Genomic DNA, 20,136 nt, shown 5'->3' with positions numbered 1-20,136 from the left:
TTGAGTATGAGCAGAGAAGATTGGCAGAACCTCCCGCTGGGTCGGGAAACCGTTTACGAATCCAGCTATAACCCAGAGCTACTGCACCCGATTCAGCGATCCATTTCCCGAGCCCAACTGGGGCTGTCCGTTGGCGCCCTGCCATTTTTTGGGGAAGATGAGTGGTGGGGATTTGAGCTCTCCTGGCTCAATACCAGGGGCAAACCCCAAGTGGCGGTGGCGCGCTTCAGCTTTCCCGCGGAAAGCCCCTGTATGGTGGAGTCCAAGTCCTTCAAATTGTACTTAAACTCCTTTAACCAAAGCCGCTTTGATTCCTGGCAGCTGGTTCAGGATACCCTGGTGCGAGATCTAAGCGCTGCGGTGGGTATGGCTGTGGAAGTGACCCTGCTGGAGGTGGAAGATATCTCCCTGGATGTGCAGAGGCCGCAAGGGTTCTGTCTCGACCAGCTGGATATTGCCGTAGAGCAATACCAGCCGGACTCGACACTGCTGGCGCTGGAAGAGAGTGGTGTGGAGGTTACTGAAACTCTCTACAGCCACTTGCTGCGCAGTAATTGCCCGGTTACCGGCCAGCCGGATTGGGCGACGGTAATGGTGGAATACAAGGGGCCGATGCTGCAGCGCGAAGCGCTATTGGCCTATATTATTTCCTTCCGTGAGCATCAGGATTTTCATGAACACTGCGTGGAGCGGATTTTTTGCGATCTGCAAAACCTTGCGGACTTTTCCGAGTTAACAGTTTGTGCCCGCTATACCCGCAGGGGAGGGCTGGATATCAACCCGCTGCGCTCCACCCGTATTGAGAAGCCTCTACCGCCGCGCTTCGCCCGTCAGTAAATTATTGCTAATACAGGTGATATTGGTCTCAGGTATTTCTGTGGCCAATATCGTCAAATCCCACAGCATTAAAACACTCCGGCCTTAAATCTTGTGTCACACGTGGCGTTGTTCCCTCTTGGGCTAAGCTTTCCTGGATAGCTTTTTGGGTGCAGGTGTATTGGATGTAGCCTATCAATGGGCCTGTACAGTTACATTAGTGGCTATTCACTTTTCTTGGCTCGATAAAAAGTAAATAAGCTGCAATTGGTGTATCGCCAATGATTTACACAGATCCATAGGCCCCCTAGATATGGAAATCCAAACACAGTCTCCAGCGCTACCCGCTGTGCTTGTGGTTTTCATCCAAATTATTTCCTCCACTCCCGCCAATGCCCAGGTTTATGTTGAAGCCGATCAATTGATGAAGGTGATCGAGGCGCAGCAGCGCCAACTCGAGGCACAGGAAGCGCAAATCCGACAGCAAAAGGCTGATCTAGAGGCTTTGCGGCAACAGGTGGAGGAGCTGCGCAGGACGAGGCCCCCAGAAAATTCCCCGGCTGCGCCAGTTCCGGCAGTACCAATGCCGTCAGTTCCTCCATCGAGAGAATACAGTGAGCCTGTGAATGGCGTTGCGCTCGATGATTTGCGCGATCAATTAGAGCTCATACGCAAAGATATCCCGCCTGGCTCCCTACCGCCCCCTCGGGCCAGGGGAGACCCAAAGCATCCGGAGCAGACGGATATCGAAGAAATCATTTCCAGTGTACCGACCGACTGGCCGGGGTCTATCCCTGTGCTCGGCAGTCGCACTCGAATAAAAATTAATGGCTTCGCCGAGCTGGATGCTAACTATGACACCGGCGCCATTGTCAGCCCGGCTGAGTTCACGACCAGTGCTATTGTCACCAGCAATAGAACTGCAGCGGAGGGTGAGGATGGTCAGACCAATGTTTCCGTTCAGGTATCGAGATTGGTGCTCAAGTCAAGAACGCCCTGGGGCGGCCGTTTAATCGAAAATGAATTTTCTATGGATTTCCTGCGGGATCCGACAGTCAGTGAGCCTCTGCTGCGTCTGCGCAAAGCATACGGCCAGGTCAGTGATATTTTGCTGGGCGGAGATTTACGGTTGGGCCTCGACTGGTCCACGTTCAGTAATTTAACCGCCTCACCAAACACCCTGGATTACGAAGGCCCCAACTCACTGTTAGCGCTCATGCGCCCGGTTGCACGTTGGAGCCGTAAATATGATCCAACTCTCACCCTGCAAGTCTCCCTGGATGCGCCAACTGATCGGGTTTTTCAGAATGCACTGGAAGTGTCTCGCTGGCCGGACTTTGTGGTAGCGGTTATTTCCCAAACAGACCGCATTAACTTTCAGGGCAGTTTTATCCTGCGGGACCTGCGTGGCAGTGGGGAACCACAGTCTGCCGTTTCGGATACCGGATGGGGTATCAATTTAAGTGGCGTGATTGATATGCCCGGTAGGCTTGCGCCGGATTTTGCCTCCTACTCCTTTAGCTATGGCTATGGCTATGGAAGCCTTCTGGATGATGAGCCCCCCGACGCGAGCTATGACTTCGTCAATAATCGGCTGGAGGCAATTCCAACTCTGGGTTGGTATCTGGCTTATCAACACTGGTGGAGCCCGTGCCTCTATACCGTGGCAACCTATGGGCTGGTGCATCAGGACAACCTGGATTTCCAGCCGGGCTCCTCATTTTATCAAACCCAATACAGCAGTATTAATCTGACCTGGACCCCGACGCCGCATTGGCTGTTTGGCGTTGAGGCCCTTTATGGAACCAGGGAGGACAAAGATGGAGCCTATGGTTCAGTCTGGCGGACTCAGTTCACCAGCCGTATCTCGTTCTAGTGGTTTCAAATGTGCGATATCAATAATGTTGCGCTTTATTTTGCTATGCGGTTTTTTAACCTCCTGTAATTCACCGAGAACAGTGGTGACTGACACTTGGCATTCGCCGCTGATTGCAGAGCGCTCGCTGGGAAAAACTTTGGTCCTGGCCTTTACCCTGGTTCCTCGCCCAATAGTTGGCATCTATGTGGAGAGTATTTGGGTGGAGCAGTTGGGTAGCTACGGCGTGAATGCCCTCTCATGGAGTGATGTTGCGGCCGATGGCAAGGTTCCCACGATGGGGGAGCTGGCTGACGTCCTGACTGAATATCAATTTGACACGCTATTGGTGACACAGTTGATCAGCTTTAAACAACTGAATAGGAATGTTTCCAACTCTCAAGTGGCCATTGTCGAAACTCGTTTATATTTTGCGCCATCGGAAGAGGTGTATTGGTCTCTGGAATCTGAAAGTTTCCTGGCGAACTATATGATGGGGGAAATTCGCCGCCCCAGGGAGGGAGATGCCCTGGAATATGTGGAAACCGTTATTCAACAAATGATGAAGGATGGTGTTTTCTAGGCGCTGATGCCATCGTTTCATGGAGTTGGCCACCACAAACCATTTCCTCCTGCGGGGTAGGTGAAGTTAAAACATAATTTGTTCAGCTATTCTGGTGAGAAGAGCCGTACGGAAGAGTGTGCTGAGCACCTGATGTGGTTTATGTGTACGGTGAATTTTTTGTGGCGGGTAATCTGATAGGAATGCCTGCTGAATCCTAAGGTCGGTAGGCATTGCAATGGATTGGAATACCGTGGCCCCTGTCAGGTTTGTGCAATACTGGGTTCGCTACTGGGGTTGTATTGAGTACCGATCCTTCTGGTTAGTATGCCTTCTTTTCGCATTTCTTTTTCTTTTTTTGATTCCCTCTTCAAGCTCTGCCACTGAAAGTTTTCTGATGCCTTTGGGGCCCGTTGCCCATGAACAGAAAACCCATTTTTTCTGGGCGACAGCACTTACCATGGTAGCGGTGCTGCCCGTGTTTATTCTGGTGCCAGTTATTCTATTTAAGTATCGCCGTAAGAAGGGAAAAGGTATTTATGCGCCCAAGTGGGAGTCTTACGGCCCTTTGGAAGTCGTCATGTGGGGTGTTCCCTTTATGGTGATTTTTGTTCTCTCTTTTATGCTTTGGCGCGCAACCATTGCTCTGGACCCCTATGAGGAAATAGAAGGCGTATTTCCTCCTGTCCAAGTGCAAGTGGTGGGACTGGACTGGAAGTGGTTGTTTATCTACCCAGACTTAAAAATTGCCACAGTAGGTGAACTGGTTGTTCCTGTACACACTCCGGTCTCCATGATTTTAACCAGCGATACCGTGATGCAGTCTTTTTGGATTGCGGCGTTAGCGGGGCAGATCTATGTGATGCCGGGCATGACCACACGACTCAATTTTATTGCCACTAAGAATGGTAAAACCCAGGGTGAAAACACCCAATATACCGGCAAGGGATTTACTGAGCAGAAATTTGATGTATTGATTAAAAGTGAAGAGGATTTTCAGGCCTGGGTAGCGCAGGTCCGCGCCAGGGGGATTGAGCTGGATGCTCAGACCTATAATCGCCTGGCTGAAAGAAGTACCCGCAAAGAGATGCAAAAGCAGTTGGCCACGCCTCAAATGCCCAGCAATGCCCTCTATTTTACCATTGCCGATCCCGAGCTGTTTCAAAGCATTGTTATGCGATATCACTCGGGCAAGCCCCTTAGTATGGAAGAGCAGCCCGGCACGGTGAAGTTTGGTCAGGGTGAGGATAAAACAGAGGGTGCGCAGCCATGAATATTACCGACTATGGCTGGCTGGGAAAGCTGGGCTGGGATTCTATCGTTTTCAGTAAGCTGTTTACCGATTTTTCGGTAAGTGAAGTGGTGGCCAGTACCGCTGGTGCCATTGTTGTTTTTGCCACCATCGCCATCCTCGCCCTGCTGACCTGGTTTCGCGTATGGGGCACTTTATGGTCTGAATGGCTGACCAGCACAGACCATAAAAGAATTGGCATCATGTACATAGTCTTTGCACTGGTGATGATGACCAGAGGATTGCTGGAAGGCATGGTGATGCGGGCACAGCAGGCTGCTGCCCCAGATGGTTTTCTCTACGCAGATCACTTCGCTCAGCTATTTAGCACCCACGGCACTATTATGATTTTCTTTGTTGCCGTGCCTTTTGTTGTGGGTCTGGTCAACTTTGTAATGCCATTACAGATTGGTGCCCGCGATGTTGCCTTCCCAGTACTTAACCAGATTAGTCTGGCGGTCACCGTGTCTTCTGGGATTCTGTTGATGGTCTCACTGGTGGTGGGAGAATTCTCTACTGGAGGCTGGTCTGCCTACCCGCCTTATACGGGGGCGGACTTTAATCCCGGCGTGGGACCAGACTACTGGGTGTGGGCGATTGTATTTTCCGGGGCCGGCACCACTCTTACGGGGATTAACTTTACCGTCACCATTTTAAAATGCCGTGCTGCGGGCATGAAATTTTTCCGTATGCCCATGTTTTGCTGGACGGTATTGTGTTCCTCCATCCTGATGATTTTTGCTATGCCGCCACTCAGTGTTGCGGCGTTAATGCTCGGTTTCGACCGCTATTTGGATTTTCACTTTTTCACCAATGATCTCGGTGGCAATATGATGAACTATGCCAATTTATTTTGGCTGTTCGGACACCCGGAGGTCTATTTGTTGGTGCTGCCGGCCTACGGTATTTTTTCTGAGGTGTTCTCGACTTACTCCGCCAAGCGCCTATATGGCTACAAGTCATTGGTAATTGCCACCATGTCTATTGCCGTATTGAGCTTTACCGTGTGGCTTCATCACTTCTTTACCATGGGGCAGAGTCCCACCATCAATATTGTATTTGGTATCGCCACCATGCTGATCGCGGTGCCAACCGGGGTCAAAGTCTACGATTGGATGGCGACGATGTATCGCGGGCGAATTCGCTTTACCACTCCAATGATTTACGCCATCGGATTTTTGATTTTATTCGTGATCGGTGGATTGTCTGGAGTGATTCTGGCGAACCCCACGGTAGATTTCCAAGTACACAATACCCTGTTTTTGGTGGCGCACTTCCATAATGTGCTAATTCCAGGAGTGCTATTTGGTTTGCTGGCCGGATATAACTACTGGTTCCCCAAGGCGTTTGGTTTTCGCCTGGATGAGCGCTTGGGTAAGTGGTCGGCATATCTTTGGGTAGCCGGGTTTATGCTCACTTTCTTTCCCCTTTATGGTGCAGGATTACTGGGGATGCCAAGGCGCTCATTCAGCTATATGGATCTGACTTTCAAACCCTACATGGTGGTGGCTTTTATTGGGGCCATGGTGGTGTTATGCGCATTGATCAGCCTGGTATTGCAGTTGCTGGTCAGTTTACGGGATCGCAAGAAAAATCGCGTTCCTGTGGGGGACCCTTGGGATGGGCGCTCTCTGGAATGGTCGATCCCAGCCCCTGCGCCTTCCTACAATTTTGCGGAACTGCCGAGGGTAACGGACCGGGATGAATTTAATGAGGCTAAGGAGCAGGGGCGTGCTTATTTACCGCCAAAAGTCTATCGGGATATAGAGATGCCCAAGAATAACCCTTTGGGATTTATTCTATGCGCTCTGAGCGGCATCCTGATGTTTGCATTGGTCTGGTACATGTGGTGGTTGGCCCTGATTTCCGTTCTGGCCATTATCATTGTGGTAATCGCCTCTACCTTCCGCTGGGACAGTGAGCAAATTATTCCGGCGAGTCAGGTACAGCAGGATACGGAGAAGTGGCTGACACTAGTGAAAAATACCGAACCGGTGGGCAGGGATCTGGAAAATACTCCGCAAAACCATGGCTACGCTAAGTTGGAGCATTAGTAACCGATGAACGGGAATTCATCAGCGCTAAATAAGGGGATGAGAGAGAGCCCTGGAGCCATTCATAAAGACCCGGATATGGTGATCTTTGGATTCTGGGTTTTTATGATGAGCGACCTGATTTTTTTCGGGGTCGTTTTCGCTATCTATATCACCATGATTGGTGCGACCGCAGGCGGCCCTGGTCCCAGGGAGCTATTTGATTTCGGCAGTCTTTTTGCGCAGACCATGTTGCTACTCACAAGCAGTCTCACCGTGGGGATAGCCACTATCACCATGAAGCACCAGCGCAGCCAGGGCAGTTTCCTGTTTTGGGTGGTGGTGACTTTACTGTTGGGGCTGGGCTTCTTAACTCTTGAGTTGCTCGATTTCTCTGAAATGGCAGCCAAGGGAGGGACGCCCCAGCGCAGCGGCTATCTATCAGCCTTCTTTGGTTTGGTGCCCCTACATGGTTTACATGTCAGCTTTGGCTGCCTGTGGATGCTGGTCATGATCGCACAGGTACTTACAGTGGGCATGACTGATCTGGTGAAGTTGCGCTTTTTACGATTGGCGCTGTTCTGGCATTTCCTGGATTTGATTTGGATTGGGATTTTCTCAGTAGTTTATTTTGGTGGCTGGGTCTATGGCTGAAAAATCCGGTTTTTCCACACATTTGCGCACCTATCTTACCGGGTATGTGCTGTCGGTTGTGTTTACGTTGGCTGCATTCTGGGCGGTACTGGCTCTGGGTAAGGAATACAAGAGTGTACTTATATTGGTAGGTTTGCTTGGGGTGGCCCAATTGGCGGTACAACTCAAATGCTTCTTGAATGTGACAACGCAAAAGGAAGGGCGGGATAATCTGGCTCTGATCCTTTTTTCAACGCTGATTTTACTGATTATTGTCTTGGGGACTGCCTGGATTATGGGGAACTTGGCAATGAGAATGCATACCACAATGTGACGGGTCCCTAAGCTCAGATAATCACTTTGCTTTTAAGGCTGGTTGTGGCTTTTTCCAGGGATTGCAGTACCTTGACCTTGTCGTAGTTGCGAATCTTATCCAGGTCTAGGTGCATAGAAAAGCCTGGGGCGTGCTCCTCCAGGTAACTCTGCTGTCCGCCGAGATTCTTGCGCAAGTCGGTGACTTGGTAGACTTTAACCGGGGTGCTGATGCCCTTCACCGTAATATGCCCTTTGTCTCGGCACATAACAGTGTGCTTGATCATTGCCCAGGTCTCATGGCTAATCAGGATTTCCCCCGGCTGTGCCGCGCCTTCCAGGCGGGAAGCCAGGTTCACGTGGGTGCCCATTACGGTGTAAGACTGGTAGTTGGCTGTGCCGAAGATACCCACAGTGCAATAGCCAGTGTTAATGCCCATGCGCACCTGCAAAGGGCGTGAGATCCCTTTGTTGTACCACTCCTGCTTCATTTCCCGCACCCGCTTGCGCATCGCCAAAGCCATAGCCACACAGCGCAGGGCGTCGGATTTGGGGCCCTTACTTTCATCATCCCCAAAGACCACCATCACCGCATCGCCGATAAATTTGTCGATGGTGCCCCCATACTGGCCTGCGATTCGGGCCATCTCCGAGAGGTAGTTGTTGAGTAGGAGGGTAAAGGTTTCCGCTTCGAGCTCTTCGGTCAACTGGCTGAAATCTTTGATATCGGAAAAGAACACCGTAAGCAGCTTGCGCTGGGTAGTCAGTGCTTCTTCATCGCCGGTGGTTACGGAGCGCCACAGGCGTTGTGGCAAATACTTGGAGAGTTTGTAAGAGCGCACCTTGCTTACGCGCTGCTCTGTTGCCAGGGTGTGGTTGGCTTCCTTGAGCTTGCCAATCTGGCGGTGAGTAAAAAAGGCATAGGCACAGAGGTAGACCAGGATACCAATCAGGCTCATGGTGCTTATGGTGAGGTCGGCGTTAATCAATAATGCCGGCCTGTGCATCAGGTAACCCAGTACCACGCCGACTAAAAGGCCGGTGTTGTGCTCAAACCACTGGCGCCCCCCTCCCAGGGAAAGCGCATTGAGTTGAACCATCGTAATGAATAACAGAGATGGCAGCATGCTGAAATTAGCCAGGGCAACGGTAATGCCTACCAATACGGTATCGGAAAATCTTAGGATGCGACGGGTTTTATAAGCCTTCTTATCGCGGGATCTGTAGAGTATGAATTGAGCAAAAGTGCAATAAACCAGCATAAAAGCCGCTGCACCAACATTGAGCAGTTTGTCCGGTTGCCAAGAAGATGACCACTCGATTGCAGTTACCAGGGTTCCCGCACCCGCAAAAAGAATTAGGCAGCGAAAATAAGTCGAGTAATGCGGGCTGATATTTCGCCCTTTGTTCCCCTCAAGCTGGTCCTGCATTTGTGGTTATCTTTTTGTCCGTTAAGCAGTAATAAACAAACCGCAGGCAGGCCACAGATTGGTCCCGGAAAGTTCTGGGAGCAAGTGGTTGCGCAGTGATTTACTGGGCGAAGTGTACTCCTACAAAAGCCAGATTGCTAAAAAACCGATGCCTGTACAGGGTTTTTATGTGGGGCGTACGTATGCGCTGCGCAGATGGGTTAGGGTACACTCAGCGCTCAGTCAGTAAATGGAGAGAACGATGGATGCCCTGACCGCCCTGCATAATAGAGTTTCAACGGGCAAGCTGGTCGAGCCTGCACCCAATGAGCAGCAGCGGCAAAATATCTTTCGCGCAGCACTGCGTGCAGCGGATCACGCCTGCCTACGCCCCTGGCGGTTTCTAATGGTAGAGGGCCAAGAGCGCGAGCGCCTTGGGGAAATATTTCTAAAAGCGGCTGAGCAGTCTGAAGGTGTTCCTCTAACTGAAGCTCAGCGTCAACGCACCTTGGCGATGCCCCTGCGCGCCCCCTTGATTATTGTGGCAATTACACGGTTACAGGAACACCCCAAGGTTCCCCATCTGGAGCAACATATGTCCACAGCAGGGGCGGTGCAGGCAATGCTCACAGCCGCTTATGCCGAGGGGGTGGGTGTTTACTGGCGCACCGGACCATTAGCCAATAATCCCCAGGTTGCCCAAGGTTTGGGTTTGGCTGAAAATGAACGTATTGATGGGTTTATCTACTGTGGAACCCCCGATAAAGCGGCACGCCAGGCACCGGATTTACAAGTGGATGATTTTTTTTCACAGTGGAAAGCAAATTAGTACTTGCACAACCGGAAACATTTGGGTAAAGTGCGCGCTCTCTCGATGAGACAGCAGCTATCTTCCTGATTTCCTTGAAGATTTTGCTAAAGAGAGAGCTCCTCTGAAAAGAGGATTACCCTCGCGGAGGGTGACAATTTGGTGAGGTGTCCGAGTGGCCGAAGGAGCACGCCTGGAAAGTGTGTATGTCGAAAGGCATCGAGGGTTCGAATCCCTCCCTCACCGCCATATTTTAAAGCCCGGCTGATGCCGGGCTTTTTCGTTTCAAGAATCTTCAGTCCCCCTGTTTGGCCCCCGCTTTGATCTTTAACAGGCAATTATTCAATGATGGCTGTAGGTGGAGAGCAGCTCGGCTTCGACCTAGCATTATGTTCTGCTATCAAACCTTACATCTATCCAAACCTCGATATTCTGGCTTTCCCCCGCCCACGGCTTCTGGGTCTATTTGTCGCTGATGAGGATAGCTGCCCTCTTTAATCATTCGGTAAATGCTGTTGCGCTTATAACCTGTAGGTCCTTCGACTTTATGTCTGCGAGGTATGCTGTGAGATTTTCTAGATATTAAGGTTGATGCCATTACATATCCCTCACCATAGTAATTTTTATTGATCACACCACAAATAAATGTAATTCCCTCTACATATTGCACCTTGGGGCAGCAAGCGAAGGTGCCAAGTATTTGGGCAACTATTGTTCTCGTGGCATACCAATCGCTGACATGCTAGGCAATACAGGTTGGCAAGCAATAAAGGTAGAGTACATGGAAAAGCAATAGAAACCGCTCTACGAGTTACGCCGGAAGATAGCACTGAACATTCATATAGAGACTGAAAGGGTTTATCTGGTAGAGATCCAAAAATCAAAGAAGATCCCGCTTATACAGTCTGCCTAAGTGCTTAAGCGAGTTCTCTTAGTGGCAGACCGGGAGCAAGAAGTCGGTGCCCATCCTGAATACATCCACGCTGAAAGGCCTGTGATATGCAACTGATATAGCGTTCAAACTCTACACCCGCACTGCAGTGATAATCCAGAAGCAGCAGTTTTTTGTTATCACCCTGGCGATTAAAGAATAGCCGCCGGGGAATCACCAAGTTCGTATAGAGGTATTGTCGGACTTAAAGATGGCAGTTGTGGGGATTCAGCTGCTTTCCCTGAAGTTGGGAGGTAAGGCCAAAGGGCTAAAACTTATATTTGGGGTACAACGGATTGTCTATTATAAGAATCTGGTTCGCCCTTCTCTGGCTTGGTTCTTGAATCAATAGTATGCATTATCATTCCTGCTGGCATTTCAGAGAACCAGTTGGCGATTCTGTATGATTTGGATTTGTATAAGTTTTCGGATATATGCCAGTTATTCTCTTCCATTTTCCAAGCTATGGCGGCAATAAGTAGTTTTCCTTCAATACCAAGTTTTGAGCCATAACCAGACACTACATACTCGGAGTTTTCCAGATCTAACTCTATGTTGTAGTTCGCGCTAGCAACCCTGATGGTTATGTTAAGAAAGTCTGGGTTACTCTGAGATTTTTCCGTAATAAATCTTACTGATTGACCATCAACAGATAAATCTGCCAGTATGGATGCGTCAGATTCTTCTACTTGAAACTGCGCTCTATTTGTGAGTTGAACTAAGTCTGAGCGAGAAATATCTTCATTGGCTATTGAGTGCTCGGAAACGGATTTTAGCGAATTATAATTCGAATCCTCTAATACGTTATCCATGCTTTTATTGGCGAATGTATTACTTGAAGAAAATAAGTTAATTATTAATGCAAAAATTATCGGGTAGGCCCTCATTGGTCCTCTCCATTTTTGATTAGGCGGCGATGTAAAATTTAATGTTAGGCGAAGTTATTATGTCAAGCGGTAAACCTATGCTGGCAGTTTAATAAGCGATAAAAGTTAATGTGGTGCCATATTGGCAAGTAGAAAACCTTTGACTTTCTCTTTGTCAGAACTATATAGAAGCCCCATACTGGGATAAGTACGAAATTCCTTAGCTAAATGTCCCGAAATTCCCTGAATGCGGGGTTTTTTGTGCCAGTTTGGCGAGTTGAAACTTAAGCCAGCGTATTCAGCTGTATAAAAATACAGTTGTATATATTGACAGTGTGTGTGGGCGGGGGTTACTATACCCATAGCTGCTTTGGTTTTCATGCAGCGACCGTTCATCCTTTCTTAAGCCGGCCCCCAGCCGGTTTTTTTATGCCTAAAATTTGAGACTGCCAATGTCCCAAAAAGACTACTTCACAGAGCCGGAGTTCACCTGTTGTTGTGACAAAAACCATTTCAAAGATGAAACGCTCAATCGCCTGATTAAAGTCAGGGAGTGCCATGGCAAGCCAATAGTCATTAATTCCGGTTGCTGCTGCCCCGTACACAACGCCCATGTTAATGCCACCATGACTCATACTGCCAGGCAGGCTGTCGATGTGCAGGTAGCTTTAGGGGGAGCCTATCGGTTAATCCAAATAGCCCAGGAGGAAGACTTCACCGGTATAGGGGTAAAACAGAAGGGAGCATTTAAAGGACGATTCCTTCACCTGGATGACCTTGAATCTATGCCAGGCGAGCGCACCTGCCTCACAGAGTGGAGTTACGACCCACTAACAGCAATTTTTGATGCAGGCACAATGGCTATTGAGCGCAGTTGGCCTGACCCGGTTAAATGTGCTTGGGAAGTACAGAAGCTGGAGGAACTCAAGCAAAGGGACAGCTTGGTAGAGCTAAATATTCAAATTCAATTGCTTCTCGGACAGCTGGAGGTCAACAAAGCCGAAGCCCGACATAAAAGCATATTTGTCGCTGGCTGGCTTCCCTGGGTTGGATGGGGTGGGGGCTTGGCCTTCGCTTATATATCCATTGCCGTGTTGGGTCTGGGCCCTCTACAGCGCTAAGGGTTCAATACTTACAGGGGTGACTCCACCGCTAGTACTAGAAACTGGTGAGCTGTTCTCGATGATAGCGGCCATGCTCGGAATGGGTGCAATGCGTTCATATGATAAAACGCATGGTACTCAGACGGACAAATTATAAATAGTGATTTTTAAGGGTTGTCAGTTAATCAAGCTTCACTTTTTGGTTTATAGTTTTCCCAGATTTCAGGGTATCTTTCCCAAGGAGGGGCTTCAGGACTGAACGCGCTATCAGAGTTAGCGGCATCTTGATACCAAAACTGTATTCGTTTCATGAAATCTGCGTCATTCCTGTTTCTATAGATAAATCTAATTTCTGCATATGTAATTACACGGTTTTTTAAACCATTACCGAAGTCATACTGATACATTGTTTTTCTTTCAAATGGAAATTTTGCTTCTACCAAACCTTCACCTTGTCCTGATTTGGTAATTACGGCATTCCAATCCATATCATAGTCTATTGCAAAATGTATGAAGTGATGGTGTTTTACTAAGAACTCGATTCCAGCTTTACTCTTTCTCCTGAACCTTTTGTTGTCTTCAGATTCCTCCCCTGTTTGGGGTGGCTCTATACTGGAATCATCTGAGACAACACATTTATATTTCTCTTTACTACGACAGAAATTATTAAAGTCTTCATTTAAGTAATGACAATCGTGTACAGCAGTGCCGGTTAGTAATTGATCAAGCCATGCGACCGTGTTTTTGCTGGCAAAATCCTGCATGGTTCTTTGCGTTAGCTGTTGAATTAGCCTCGCTCTACTTCCCGAAAACCCATAAAAAAAGTCTCCAGAACAGTATCTTCTCCATGGTTCAGCGAATGGCATAGTGACTCTCCTTGTAAAAGCACCACTAGGTGGCATGAGTAGACTTTTATACTAACTAAATAACCTTGCTCTAACATGAACAATCTACTTGGATATCGCTTGGCTGGTTTTAAGTTTTGGACCTTTTTTAAAGCGAGGGCTGTCGAAATATGGGCACTGAAGACCTGTAATTGAAGCCCCTTCTGCCCTCAAAGCAAACCTTCTATCAATCAAATTTCGTAGAAAATTAATTCTGCTTGGTAAAGCCTATGATCCAAGCAGAATGTTGGCATCTTAGCAAAAGCATAATTATTACCCAAATTGCCAGCATTATCTTATTGGTGGCTGGTTTTTTCATATAGGGTTCTTATGTTGAGAAAGGGATAACCGCCAACACCCAGGCAATTCAGCATGAATCAGCTATGTACGTTCTGGGGCAAAAACACATAGTTGAGTTTAAGGGCGATATTCAAACCAGGCTCCAGCGCATTGATAGCAAGCTGGAGCGGTTGATTGAGCAGACCACAAAGCTCAGTGAGTTGGTTCTGGCTGACAAAGAGATAGGCGAATTCTTTGAGGCAACACAGCAAATAATCAACAATTGGAAGAATAAGCATCCCGAACTTTTTGAGTCAAAAAAAAGGGTAAAAATTTAGCTGATGCCAACTTAGCGGAGAGCCTCTTTCGAACTATAGGTATGAGGCCGTAAAGAGCATGCAGTACAACGGCAATTCTATCATTCAGGAATATACAGAGTGCTACCCTCCAGACGCTACAGCTTGTTTAGTCTGGCCTCACAGTCAATCATTGGGTGGCTCAGTTCCAGAATGAGCAGGCTGGCAAATAGTACAAGCCGATTCCCTGTGAGTGTGAAGCTCGCAATAGATGTAGAGGCTACAGTAGGTTTGTTAGCTTACATCAGCAGAGGTATTTTTCTTGGCTGGTAGCTTGAGGGGTTAAAGAAATAAGTCTTGGCGTGGCATTGAGGGTCAGCGAATATTTTACTGTCACTCTTACTTACCACAATACTCTTCAAAATCATCTGAGGTGTTTGGAAAACCAGCCTTCTCTGCCAGCTCCCATGGGCGTTCACACGCGTTTGTTTTTGCGCACCAAAGGTAGCCAGCTGAAGCTATACATCCATGTTTATCCTTATCTGAGCCTACACCAGGGCTAGGATCTCCAGAATTTTCTGAAGAACATCCCATTAAAAGTAGCATCAGAGTAAAACTGGTAAGCTGCAAATATTTCAATATAAAAATCCTCGTTAAGTTAAAAATTGAGACACTGGTTAAATGTGTATGGAAATCTAGGGTAAAGAAATTTCTTATGATCATCAAATGATAGTTTTGTACTATTCCAGCCAATAGTAGCAGAAGTGTATCCAGATACCATTATGGCTGGATAAACGGCAATCTACTTCTGTTAGAGGAATGTCTTGTGTATGACTAAGTATGAAATAGTGGTTGTATGTTCGATGAGGATGTAGGGGTTGCACTTGGCTCTTGATTTGGATGCCGAGATTGTGTTGGATTCTTTCTTTTTGCCCTTTGCTAGTTGGCTGGTCAGCCTATCTAAAGATTTTTTATAACATTGATTTTCAGGCTCTTTCAAACTGATTGTTGGCCAGTAGTTGAACGCTTGTTCTTCTTGGAGTTTGGTTCTTTATAAGCCTTCTTCTTAAGGTTAAATAGCATAATGATCTTTTTTCTTAAGTTAGGAAGTGGAGGTTTGTTGAGGCTTTTTTTATAAGTTTATGGTTATAAATATTTAAGGACGGTATTGCAATGGTTTTCTATTTCTGATTTCGTTGATGAATACTGATTATTTTGATTGGGTGAAGCTGTAAATTAGTTTGTGCTTGTAATGCCCATTTATTGGATTCTGGTTCTAGATAATAGCTGCTGAATGGGTTGATATATTTGTAATTTGAATTTAAAAAATTTCACAGGGCTTATCTTTTAAATATCATTAGAGGTTCGCCTTTTACTTAATTTTCTGCAAAACTGCTAATTTCTATTCAAGCAGATTAGTATCTAATTAGAGCATTTTTGTTATTTCCAATTAGTCTTCTCGAAAGCGGGTGGTGGTTTGAGCAGGTTAAATCTTGCTGAAAAGTTGATTGAGAGTCATTTGATTAGTGGAAAAATGGTTCCAGGGGAGGTTTTGCAGCTCAAAATTGATCAGGTTCTCAGTGAGGATGCCACGGGTACATTGGTCATGCTAGAGCTTGAGGCTCTGGGGGCTAGATCTGTAAAAGCTGAGCTTTGTGCACAGTATGTAGATCATAACCTTCTAAAGGCAGACCACAGAAATGGGGATGATCATGTTTTTCTGGAGAGCGCCTGTCGAAAATTTGGACTTTGGTATTCACGCCCTGGAAACGGAATTAGTCACCCTGTACATATGTCTTGTTTTGGAATTCCTGGCAAAACAATGCTTGGAGCTGATAGTCATACCTGTGCTGCAGGTTCACTTTCCATGCTGGCAATGGGCGCAGGGGGGATTGAGGTCGCCTTGGCAATGATTGGGTGTCCACTCACTTTGGTCATGCCGAAAGTTTTAGGGGTGCATTTGGAGGGTAATCTGCAGCCATGGGTAAGTGCAAAAGATATTATCTTGGAGCTTTTACGTAGATACACCGCTAGTGGCTGTTGGAATAAGATTGTTGAATATCACGGACCTGGCTTAAAAAACCTAACTGCCATGGATCGGCATGTTATTGCCAATATGGGGCATGAGATGGGGGCTATATCCAGTGTTTTCCCAGCTGATGATCAGGTTAGGTTTTTTCTTCGCCAGCAGTCTAGAGAGGAAGATTTTACGGAGCTGAGTGCTGATGAAGGTGCTACTTATGATGAAGAGGCCTTTATTGATCTGTCCGAGCTTGAGCCAATGATTGCTTGCCCTTCGCGACCAGATAAGGTGGTGAAAGTTAAAGAAGTTAGCGGCAGATCGGTCTCCCAGAGCTATATTGGGTCTTCGGCAAACCCCGGATTACGTGACTTCGCTATACCGGCATTAATAGTGAATGGTCTTCATGTGCCAGATAATATGTCTTTCGATATAAACCCCTCCTCACGCCAAGTGCTACATGGTCTGATCCAGAGCGGTGATCTCGAGAGGTTAATAGGGGCGGGTGCTAGCTTACATGATACCGGTTGCGGCGGTTGTATTGGGATGGGGCAGGCCCCAGCGAGTGGTCATAATAGCCTCAGAACGGTACCGCGCAACTTCCCTGGCCGCTCAGGAACCAAAGAGGATCAGGTTTATTTATGCAGCCCAGAAACCGCTACTGTGAGTGCGCTCACTGGGAAAATTACAGACCCCAGAGAAATGGAGATGGATTATCCCGTTTATGAAGAGCCGGAAACCTTGTTGGATATGCGACCGCTGATGGGGGCCCCGCAAGAAATTCCTGTAAAAGTGGAGTTAAAAAAAGGGCCCAATATTAAAAAGCTGCCAGTTATGGAGAAGATGCTTAGCGTGATTGATGGGCCGGTTATTTTGAAAGTAGAAGATAATGTCACTACGGATGACATTATTCCCGCTGGTGCTGAGGTATTGCCAATGTGGTCAAATATCCCAGAATTGAGTCGCCACACCTTTTCCAGAATTGATAACTCCTTTTATGAGCGAGCGATAGAAATTGAAGAGGATCTATTTCTTGTAGCGGGGCACAATTTGGGGTATGGATCTGGACGAGAACATGCGGCAATTACTTTGCGCTATTTAGGTGTTCGTTGCGTCATCGCTAAAAGTGTTACTTTGCCCTATAGGAAAAACCTTATTGATCACGGAGTATTGATATTGACCATGGGGAATGAGAGTGATTATCAGTTTTTTGGTGAGGGAGATAGGCTTCAGTTTTTTGATCTTGCGAGTCTCACTGGTGACAATACGTATTTGGAGCTTAAGAATCTTAGCCGTAATAAAACGATATGGTTAAGGAATGACTTATCTGATAGGGAAGTTGAGGTAATTAAGTTTGGTGGAAGGATTAACTACATCAAGGGTGTTTCTGGTGGATTAATAGAAGATGGTGGAATATTTTAATTACAATTGTAGGTTTTGTTGGTAGGTTGGCTTATCAGAAAATTGTATACTTATCAGGATAAGCGTTTAGAAGTGTTGTTACTTTTTCGGGTTGTTTTTTGATGTTCCTACGTATTATATGCATGGTATTGATATTTGTAATTGTTGGTTGCAATGAGGGTACATTGCAATCGCCATCCGGTTTGGCGGGGCCTATAGAAGGAGAGGCTTCAGAGGGTTGTGAAAGCAATCGGTATAAGTTGTTAGTCCGCCTTTCCCTGGCTCCAGTCACACTGGGCGGAGAAGATGGCTGCAAGGTAGTCTCAGGTTTGTGGATGGACCCCTATAGCGGCAAGTTTATTCAACAGGCTTCCGATCTGGATGTTGAGCCAGTTGTTCCTGAGTCGTGGGCTCTTCGTCATGGCGGGAGGGGCTGGAGTAGCAAGCAACGTAGGGTCTTTGCTGAAGACCCGGCCAATACGTGGTTGATTGGCAAGGGGCATGGCCTGAGCCGGAATGGCCGAGGGCCTGATAAGTGGTTACCTCCTTATCAGCCCGCTCGTACTATTTATATGCAGCAGTTTAGAGCTATTGCCAGAAAGTACAGGCTCGCTCAGTAAAAAATTGAGAAGTACACCCCATAGCAAGCCACTTATTACTGGCTTGCTATAAAGTGATCTCTTACATTGCGTGTAATCATTTGCAATCAAATTATATTGTTTCAAGGCTGCTAATTCTGTTATCGATCCCTCCTCTTCTTTTTTGAATTTCCAATATCCCATTTTACTTTCTTGGCTGGCTAATTTATTTGCTGGTAGCTGGTTGTTGTATCTGAATTGCGGACATCAATAGAAATCTCTTTGGGGTTCTTAAAGAATTCTGACATTAATGTTAGCTTAGTGATAAGGGACACCTTCTACCTTTGGCTTAAAGGCTAGGTTCTGCGATCACTTGAACTTCTAGTGCGTTGGGGATTGTGGTAGTGATTATTGAAGGCTGCATAATTGAAGATACTCTTGGTCCGTTAGGCATCATAAATTGGTAAAGTAATTCCTTAAATCAGTTTCCAGTTAGAGGAGGGGGCATGAATAGAATTGCAGGAGTTTCGGCCATAGGTATGGGGCTAATCTATATCGCTGCTTTTATATTTTTTGGTTTATTTTGGGCTTTCCCGTCCGCCGGAAGCCCTGCTGAAAAAATGAAGTTTTTGGAGGAAAGTCAATTACTTTTTAATATTGTATACACATTGATGTATTTAGTCTTTGCTGTCTTGTTGGGGTGTTTGGTAGTAGGTTTATATGAAGAGCTAAAAAATGAAAATGCTGGACTCACCATTTTGGCGTCGCTGTTTGGGGCAATCTGGGTGGGATTGGTGATTGCTAGCGGTATGATTGCCAATATTGGGCTTGCCTATGCCATTGGATTGATGGAGCTCAGCTCGGATAAGGCCTTTGAAGCTTGGGGTGTGATTTACCTGATGGTTGAAAGCCTGGGGGGTGGCAATGAGTTGGTGGGTGGCCTCTGGGTACTCATAATAAGTTCAGTCGCTTTGCGAGCGAGAGTGTTTTCAAGATACCTGAATCTAGTTGGCCTGATCGTTGGTACTGCAGGTGTCGCCACTATTTACCCAGAGGAAATTTTTAAGGAAATATTTGGCGTAAGCCAGATCGTCTGGTTTATCTGGATTGGAATTTCCCTGCTTGGGAAAGAGCAAGAGGGAAATGATTGGGTGGGAGCAGAGATAGTTAATAGGTAGCTGAGGGATCAAGAGAATTTTCCGACGGTTTTTTGAATGGCACGCCAAAAAATGAAAAAAGCGTCTATCCTTTCATTGGGTCAGGTAGTCTTTCACGAGGTGCCTTGGCTAGTGTTTCCGCTGTTATGGAGCTGGAGTGAGGCCTGTAAGGTAGTAACTCGCTATATTGCGCACAGCCCAAAGTGACCAGTCGGTGTCGGCTTGGTCTGCTCCTGGGAAGCGAGCGGATTGCATATTACCTGCTGTCAATTCACGGGGTAATGCCCCTGAAAACCTTGGAGATTTTATTGTGAAAAGCACGCATTTCATCCTTCCCTTGGTAATTGCCAGTCTTGCTGCTTCTGCTGCCCTGGCAGACAAACACCCCAAGAAGCCAGCAAAGGACTGGACCTGTGCCGACTTCCTGGCTATTGACGATGAATTTAAGCCAAAGGCGGTGTACTGGGCTTCAGCTTACTCAAAGCGCGGTAAGGAAGAGGGTGACATGTTGGATATCGATGGCACTGAAAAGGTGACACCGATGATTATTACGGCTTGTACCAAAGCGCCGAAGGAGTCTTTTTGGGCCAAGTTTAAGGATGAATGGCATAAAATGGGGCGTCATCACGGCAAGGACAAGTCTGATAATAAGATGATGAATATGCAGGGTGGTAGCGGTACTAATAATACAGGTACCAGCCCGAATGGAACTACGAATCCAGGCACAACCCCCAATGGCACTAATGATGGCAGCGGTAACAATAATATGCAGAAGCAAAAGCAGAAACAGTAGCGCCTATCAGCTAACTAAGGTGATACAAGCCCGGCTCAGCCCGGGCTTTGCTTGTTTGGGAGAGGGGCTTGGGGAGGCCTCTAAGCGTGCTGTTTTGAGGAGGAGCTGC

At 47.2% G+C, this 20,136-nt stretch carries 20 protein-coding genes and 1 tRNA gene; 15 read left to right on the top strand and 6 right to left on the bottom strand.

Going from position 1 to position 20,136, the window contains the following annotated elements; all coding sequences use genetic code 11:
• Positions 1–6: 6 nt before the first annotated feature.
• The 7 genes from queF to cyoD all read left to right on the top strand — a co-directional run bounded on the left by queF (position 7) and on the right by cyoD (position 7,524).
• Positions 7–837: an NADPH-dependent 7-cyano-7-deazaguanine reductase QueF gene (gene queF, locus ACJJIT_RS12755; RefSeq protein WP_444898620.1), complete on the top strand. Its 831-nt coding sequence runs from the start codon at positions 7–9 to the stop codon at positions 835–837.
• A 292-nt stretch (positions 838–1,129) separates the two neighbouring features.
• Entirely contained in the window at positions 1,130–2,692 is a 1,563-nt protein-coding gene (locus tag ACJJIT_RS12750; protein ID WP_252085293.1) for a SlyX family protein, read from the top strand.
• Positions 2,693–2,777: 85 nt separating this feature from the next.
• A complete protein-coding gene (locus ACJJIT_RS12745) occupies positions 2,778–3,254 on the top strand; it encodes a hypothetical protein (RefSeq protein WP_444898619.1) in 477 nt (158 codons plus the stop codon).
• Between the two features lie 376 nt (positions 3,255–3,630).
• A complete protein-coding gene (locus tag ACJJIT_RS12740; RefSeq protein ID WP_444890781.1) occupies positions 3,631–4,506 on the top strand; it encodes a ubiquinol oxidase subunit II in 876 nt (291 codons plus the stop codon).
• Positions 4,503–6,578 (top strand): cbb3-type cytochrome c oxidase subunit I, encoded by a 2,076-nt coding sequence (locus ACJJIT_RS12735; RefSeq protein ID WP_444888549.1) that lies wholly within the window; start codon positions 4,503–4,505, stop codon positions 6,576–6,578. Before ACJJIT_RS12740 ends, ACJJIT_RS12735 begins: the two co-directional genes overlap by 4 nt.
• 6 nt (positions 6,579–6,584) lie before the next feature.
• The gene (locus ACJJIT_RS12730) at positions 6,585–7,211 is read left to right on the top strand and encodes a cytochrome c oxidase subunit 3 (RefSeq protein ID WP_252085297.1); all 627 of its coding nucleotides are present in this window, start codon (positions 6,585–6,587) and stop codon (positions 7,209–7,211) included.
• On the top strand, positions 7,204–7,524 hold the full coding sequence (cyoD, locus tag ACJJIT_RS12725; protein ID WP_444898618.1) for a cytochrome o ubiquinol oxidase subunit IV: 321 nt from the start codon (positions 7,204–7,206) through the stop codon (positions 7,522–7,524). The genes ACJJIT_RS12730 and cyoD overlap by 8 nt, the downstream gene beginning before the upstream one ends.
• Positions 7,525–7,537: 13 nt before the next feature.
• Here the strand turns inward: cyoD and ACJJIT_RS12720 are convergent, their stop codons facing one another.
• Positions 7,538–8,932, bottom strand: a complete 1,395-nt coding sequence (locus ACJJIT_RS12720) for an adenylate/guanylate cyclase domain-containing protein (RefSeq protein ID WP_444898617.1) — start codon at positions 8,930–8,932, stop codon at positions 7,538–7,540.
• A 241-nt stretch (positions 8,933–9,173) separates the two neighbouring features.
• Here ACJJIT_RS12720 and ACJJIT_RS12715 point away from each other — a divergent pair, with 241 nt between their 5' ends.
• Both ACJJIT_RS12715 and ACJJIT_RS12710 read left to right on the top strand, forming a co-directional pair.
• Positions 9,174–9,740: a nitroreductase family protein gene (locus tag ACJJIT_RS12715; protein WP_252085300.1), complete on the top strand. Its 567-nt coding sequence runs from the start codon at positions 9,174–9,176 to the stop codon at positions 9,738–9,740.
• Between the two features lie 140 nt (positions 9,741–9,880).
• Positions 9,881–9,968: transfer RNA gene (locus ACJJIT_RS12710), tRNA-Ser, on the top strand.
• Positions 9,969–10,119: 151 nt separating this feature from the next.
• Here the strand turns inward: ACJJIT_RS12710 and ACJJIT_RS12705 are convergent.
• The 3 genes from ACJJIT_RS12705 to ACJJIT_RS12695 all read right to left on the bottom strand — a co-directional run bounded on the left by ACJJIT_RS12705 (position 10,120) and on the right by ACJJIT_RS12695 (position 11,897).
• Positions 10,120–10,317, bottom strand: coding sequence for an AlpA family phage regulatory protein (locus ACJJIT_RS12705; protein WP_444900917.1), 198 nt, complete (start codon positions 10,315–10,317; stop codon positions 10,120–10,122).
• A gap of 608 nt (positions 10,318–10,925) precedes the next feature.
• Complete coding sequence (locus ACJJIT_RS12700) at positions 10,926–11,537, bottom strand: hypothetical protein (RefSeq protein WP_444898616.1); 612 nt, start codon at positions 11,535–11,537, stop codon at positions 10,926–10,928.
• Positions 11,538–11,642: 105 nt separating this feature from the next.
• A complete protein-coding gene (locus tag ACJJIT_RS12695; protein WP_444898615.1) occupies positions 11,643–11,897 on the bottom strand; it encodes a hypothetical protein in 255 nt (84 codons plus the stop codon).
• A gap of 71 nt (positions 11,898–11,968) precedes the next feature.
• Here ACJJIT_RS12695 and ACJJIT_RS12690 point away from each other — a divergent pair, with 71 nt between their 5' ends.
• On the top strand, positions 11,969–12,637 hold the full coding sequence (locus ACJJIT_RS12690; protein ID WP_444898614.1) for a 3TM-type holin: 669 nt from the start codon (positions 11,969–11,971) through the stop codon (positions 12,635–12,637).
• 167 nt (positions 12,638–12,804) lie between these two features.
• Here the strand turns inward: ACJJIT_RS12690 and ACJJIT_RS12685 are convergent, their stop codons facing one another.
• Positions 12,805–13,485, bottom strand: coding sequence for a hypothetical protein (locus ACJJIT_RS12685; RefSeq protein WP_444898613.1), 681 nt, complete (start codon positions 13,483–13,485; stop codon positions 12,805–12,807).
• A gap of 401 nt (positions 13,486–13,886) precedes the next feature.
• Here ACJJIT_RS12685 and ACJJIT_RS12680 point away from each other — a divergent pair, with 401 nt between their 5' ends.
• On the top strand, positions 13,887–14,120 hold the full coding sequence (locus ACJJIT_RS12680; protein WP_444898612.1) for a hypothetical protein: 234 nt from the start codon (positions 13,887–13,889) through the stop codon (positions 14,118–14,120).
• A 357-nt stretch (positions 14,121–14,477) separates the two neighbouring features.
• Here the strand turns inward: ACJJIT_RS12680 and ACJJIT_RS12675 are convergent, their stop codons facing one another.
• Positions 14,478–14,717 carry a hypothetical protein gene (locus ACJJIT_RS12675; protein ID WP_444888564.1) on the bottom strand — a complete coding sequence of 80 codons (240 nt, stop codon included), beginning with the start codon at positions 14,715–14,717 and terminating at the stop codon, positions 14,478–14,480.
• Between the two features lie 838 nt (positions 14,718–15,555).
• On the opposite strand from ACJJIT_RS12675, the gene ACJJIT_RS12670 reads away from it, so the two are divergent.
• The 4 genes from ACJJIT_RS12670 (at position 15,556) to hdeA (ending at position 20,027) form a co-directional block, all read left to right on the top strand.
• Complete coding sequence (locus ACJJIT_RS12670; RefSeq protein ID WP_444898611.1) at positions 15,556–17,520, top strand: aconitate hydratase; 1,965 nt, start codon at positions 15,556–15,558, stop codon at positions 17,518–17,520.
• Between the two features lie 164 nt (positions 17,521–17,684).
• Positions 17,685–18,119, top strand: a complete 435-nt coding sequence (locus ACJJIT_RS12665; RefSeq protein WP_444898610.1) for an HNH endonuclease — start codon at positions 17,685–17,687, stop codon at positions 18,117–18,119.
• A 464-nt stretch (positions 18,120–18,583) separates the two neighbouring features.
• Positions 18,584–19,255 (top strand): hypothetical protein, encoded by a 672-nt coding sequence (locus tag ACJJIT_RS12660; protein WP_444898609.1) that lies wholly within the window; start codon positions 18,584–18,586, stop codon positions 19,253–19,255.
• Between the two features lie 289 nt (positions 19,256–19,544).
• A complete protein-coding gene (hdeA, locus tag ACJJIT_RS12655) occupies positions 19,545–20,027 on the top strand; it encodes an acid-activated periplasmic chaperone HdeA (RefSeq protein WP_252085311.1) in 483 nt (160 codons plus the stop codon).
• Positions 20,028–20,136: the final 109 nt, after the last annotated feature.

This window comes from Microbulbifer mixtoriginis (SeqCode), from assembly GCF_052467515.1.
The sequence above is the reverse complement of the archived record's forward strand: the minus strand, read 5'-3'. Positions and strand labels throughout refer to the sequence as shown.

What these genes read in the sequence shown, in the direction of transcription:
- queF (WP_444898620.1), top strand. Translation starts at nt 7, where the DNA reads ATGAGCAGAGAAGATTGGCAGAACCTCCCGCTGGGTCGGGAAACCGTT.
- ACJJIT_RS12750 (WP_252085293.1), top strand. Translation starts at nt 1,130, where the DNA reads ATGGAAATCCAAACACAGTCTCCAGCGCTACCCGCTGTGCTTGTGGTT.
- ACJJIT_RS12740 (WP_444890781.1), top strand. Translation starts at nt 3,631, where the DNA reads ATGCCTTTGGGGCCCGTTGCCCATGAACAGAAAACCCATTTTTTCTGG.
- ACJJIT_RS12735 (WP_444888549.1), top strand. Translation starts at nt 4,503, where the DNA reads ATGAATATTACCGACTATGGCTGGCTGGGAAAGCTGGGCTGGGATTCT.
- ACJJIT_RS12730 (WP_252085297.1), top strand. Translation starts at nt 6,585, where the DNA reads ATGAACGGGAATTCATCAGCGCTAAATAAGGGGATGAGAGAGAGCCCT.
- cyoD (WP_444898618.1), top strand. Translation starts at nt 7,204, where the DNA reads ATGGCTGAAAAATCCGGTTTTTCCACACATTTGCGCACCTATCTTACC.
- ACJJIT_RS12720 (WP_444898617.1), bottom strand. Translation starts at nt 8,932, where the DNA reads ATGCAGGACCAGCTTGAGGGGAACAAAGGGCGAAATATCAGCCCGCAT.
- ACJJIT_RS12715 (WP_252085300.1), top strand. Translation starts at nt 9,174, where the DNA reads ATGGATGCCCTGACCGCCCTGCATAATAGAGTTTCAACGGGCAAGCTG.
- ACJJIT_RS12705 (WP_444900917.1), bottom strand. Translation starts at nt 10,317, where the DNA reads ATGGCATCAACCTTAATATCTAGAAAATCTCACAGCATACCTCGCAGA.
- ACJJIT_RS12700 (WP_444898616.1), bottom strand. Translation starts at nt 11,537, where the DNA reads ATGAGGGCCTACCCGATAATTTTTGCATTAATAATTAACTTATTTTCT.
- ACJJIT_RS12695 (WP_444898615.1), bottom strand. Translation starts at nt 11,897, where the DNA reads ATGAAAACCAAAGCAGCTATGGGTATAGTAACCCCCGCCCACACACAC.
- ACJJIT_RS12690 (WP_444898614.1), top strand. Translation starts at nt 11,969, where the DNA reads ATGTCCCAAAAAGACTACTTCACAGAGCCGGAGTTCACCTGTTGTTGT.
- ACJJIT_RS12685 (WP_444898613.1), bottom strand. Translation starts at nt 13,485, where the DNA reads ATGCCATTCGCTGAACCATGGAGAAGATACTGTTCTGGAGACTTTTTT.
- ACJJIT_RS12680 (WP_444898612.1), top strand. Translation starts at nt 13,887, where the DNA reads ATGTACGTTCTGGGGCAAAAACACATAGTTGAGTTTAAGGGCGATATT.
- ACJJIT_RS12660 (WP_444898609.1), top strand. Translation starts at nt 18,584, where the DNA reads ATGAATAGAATTGCAGGAGTTTCGGCCATAGGTATGGGGCTAATCTAT.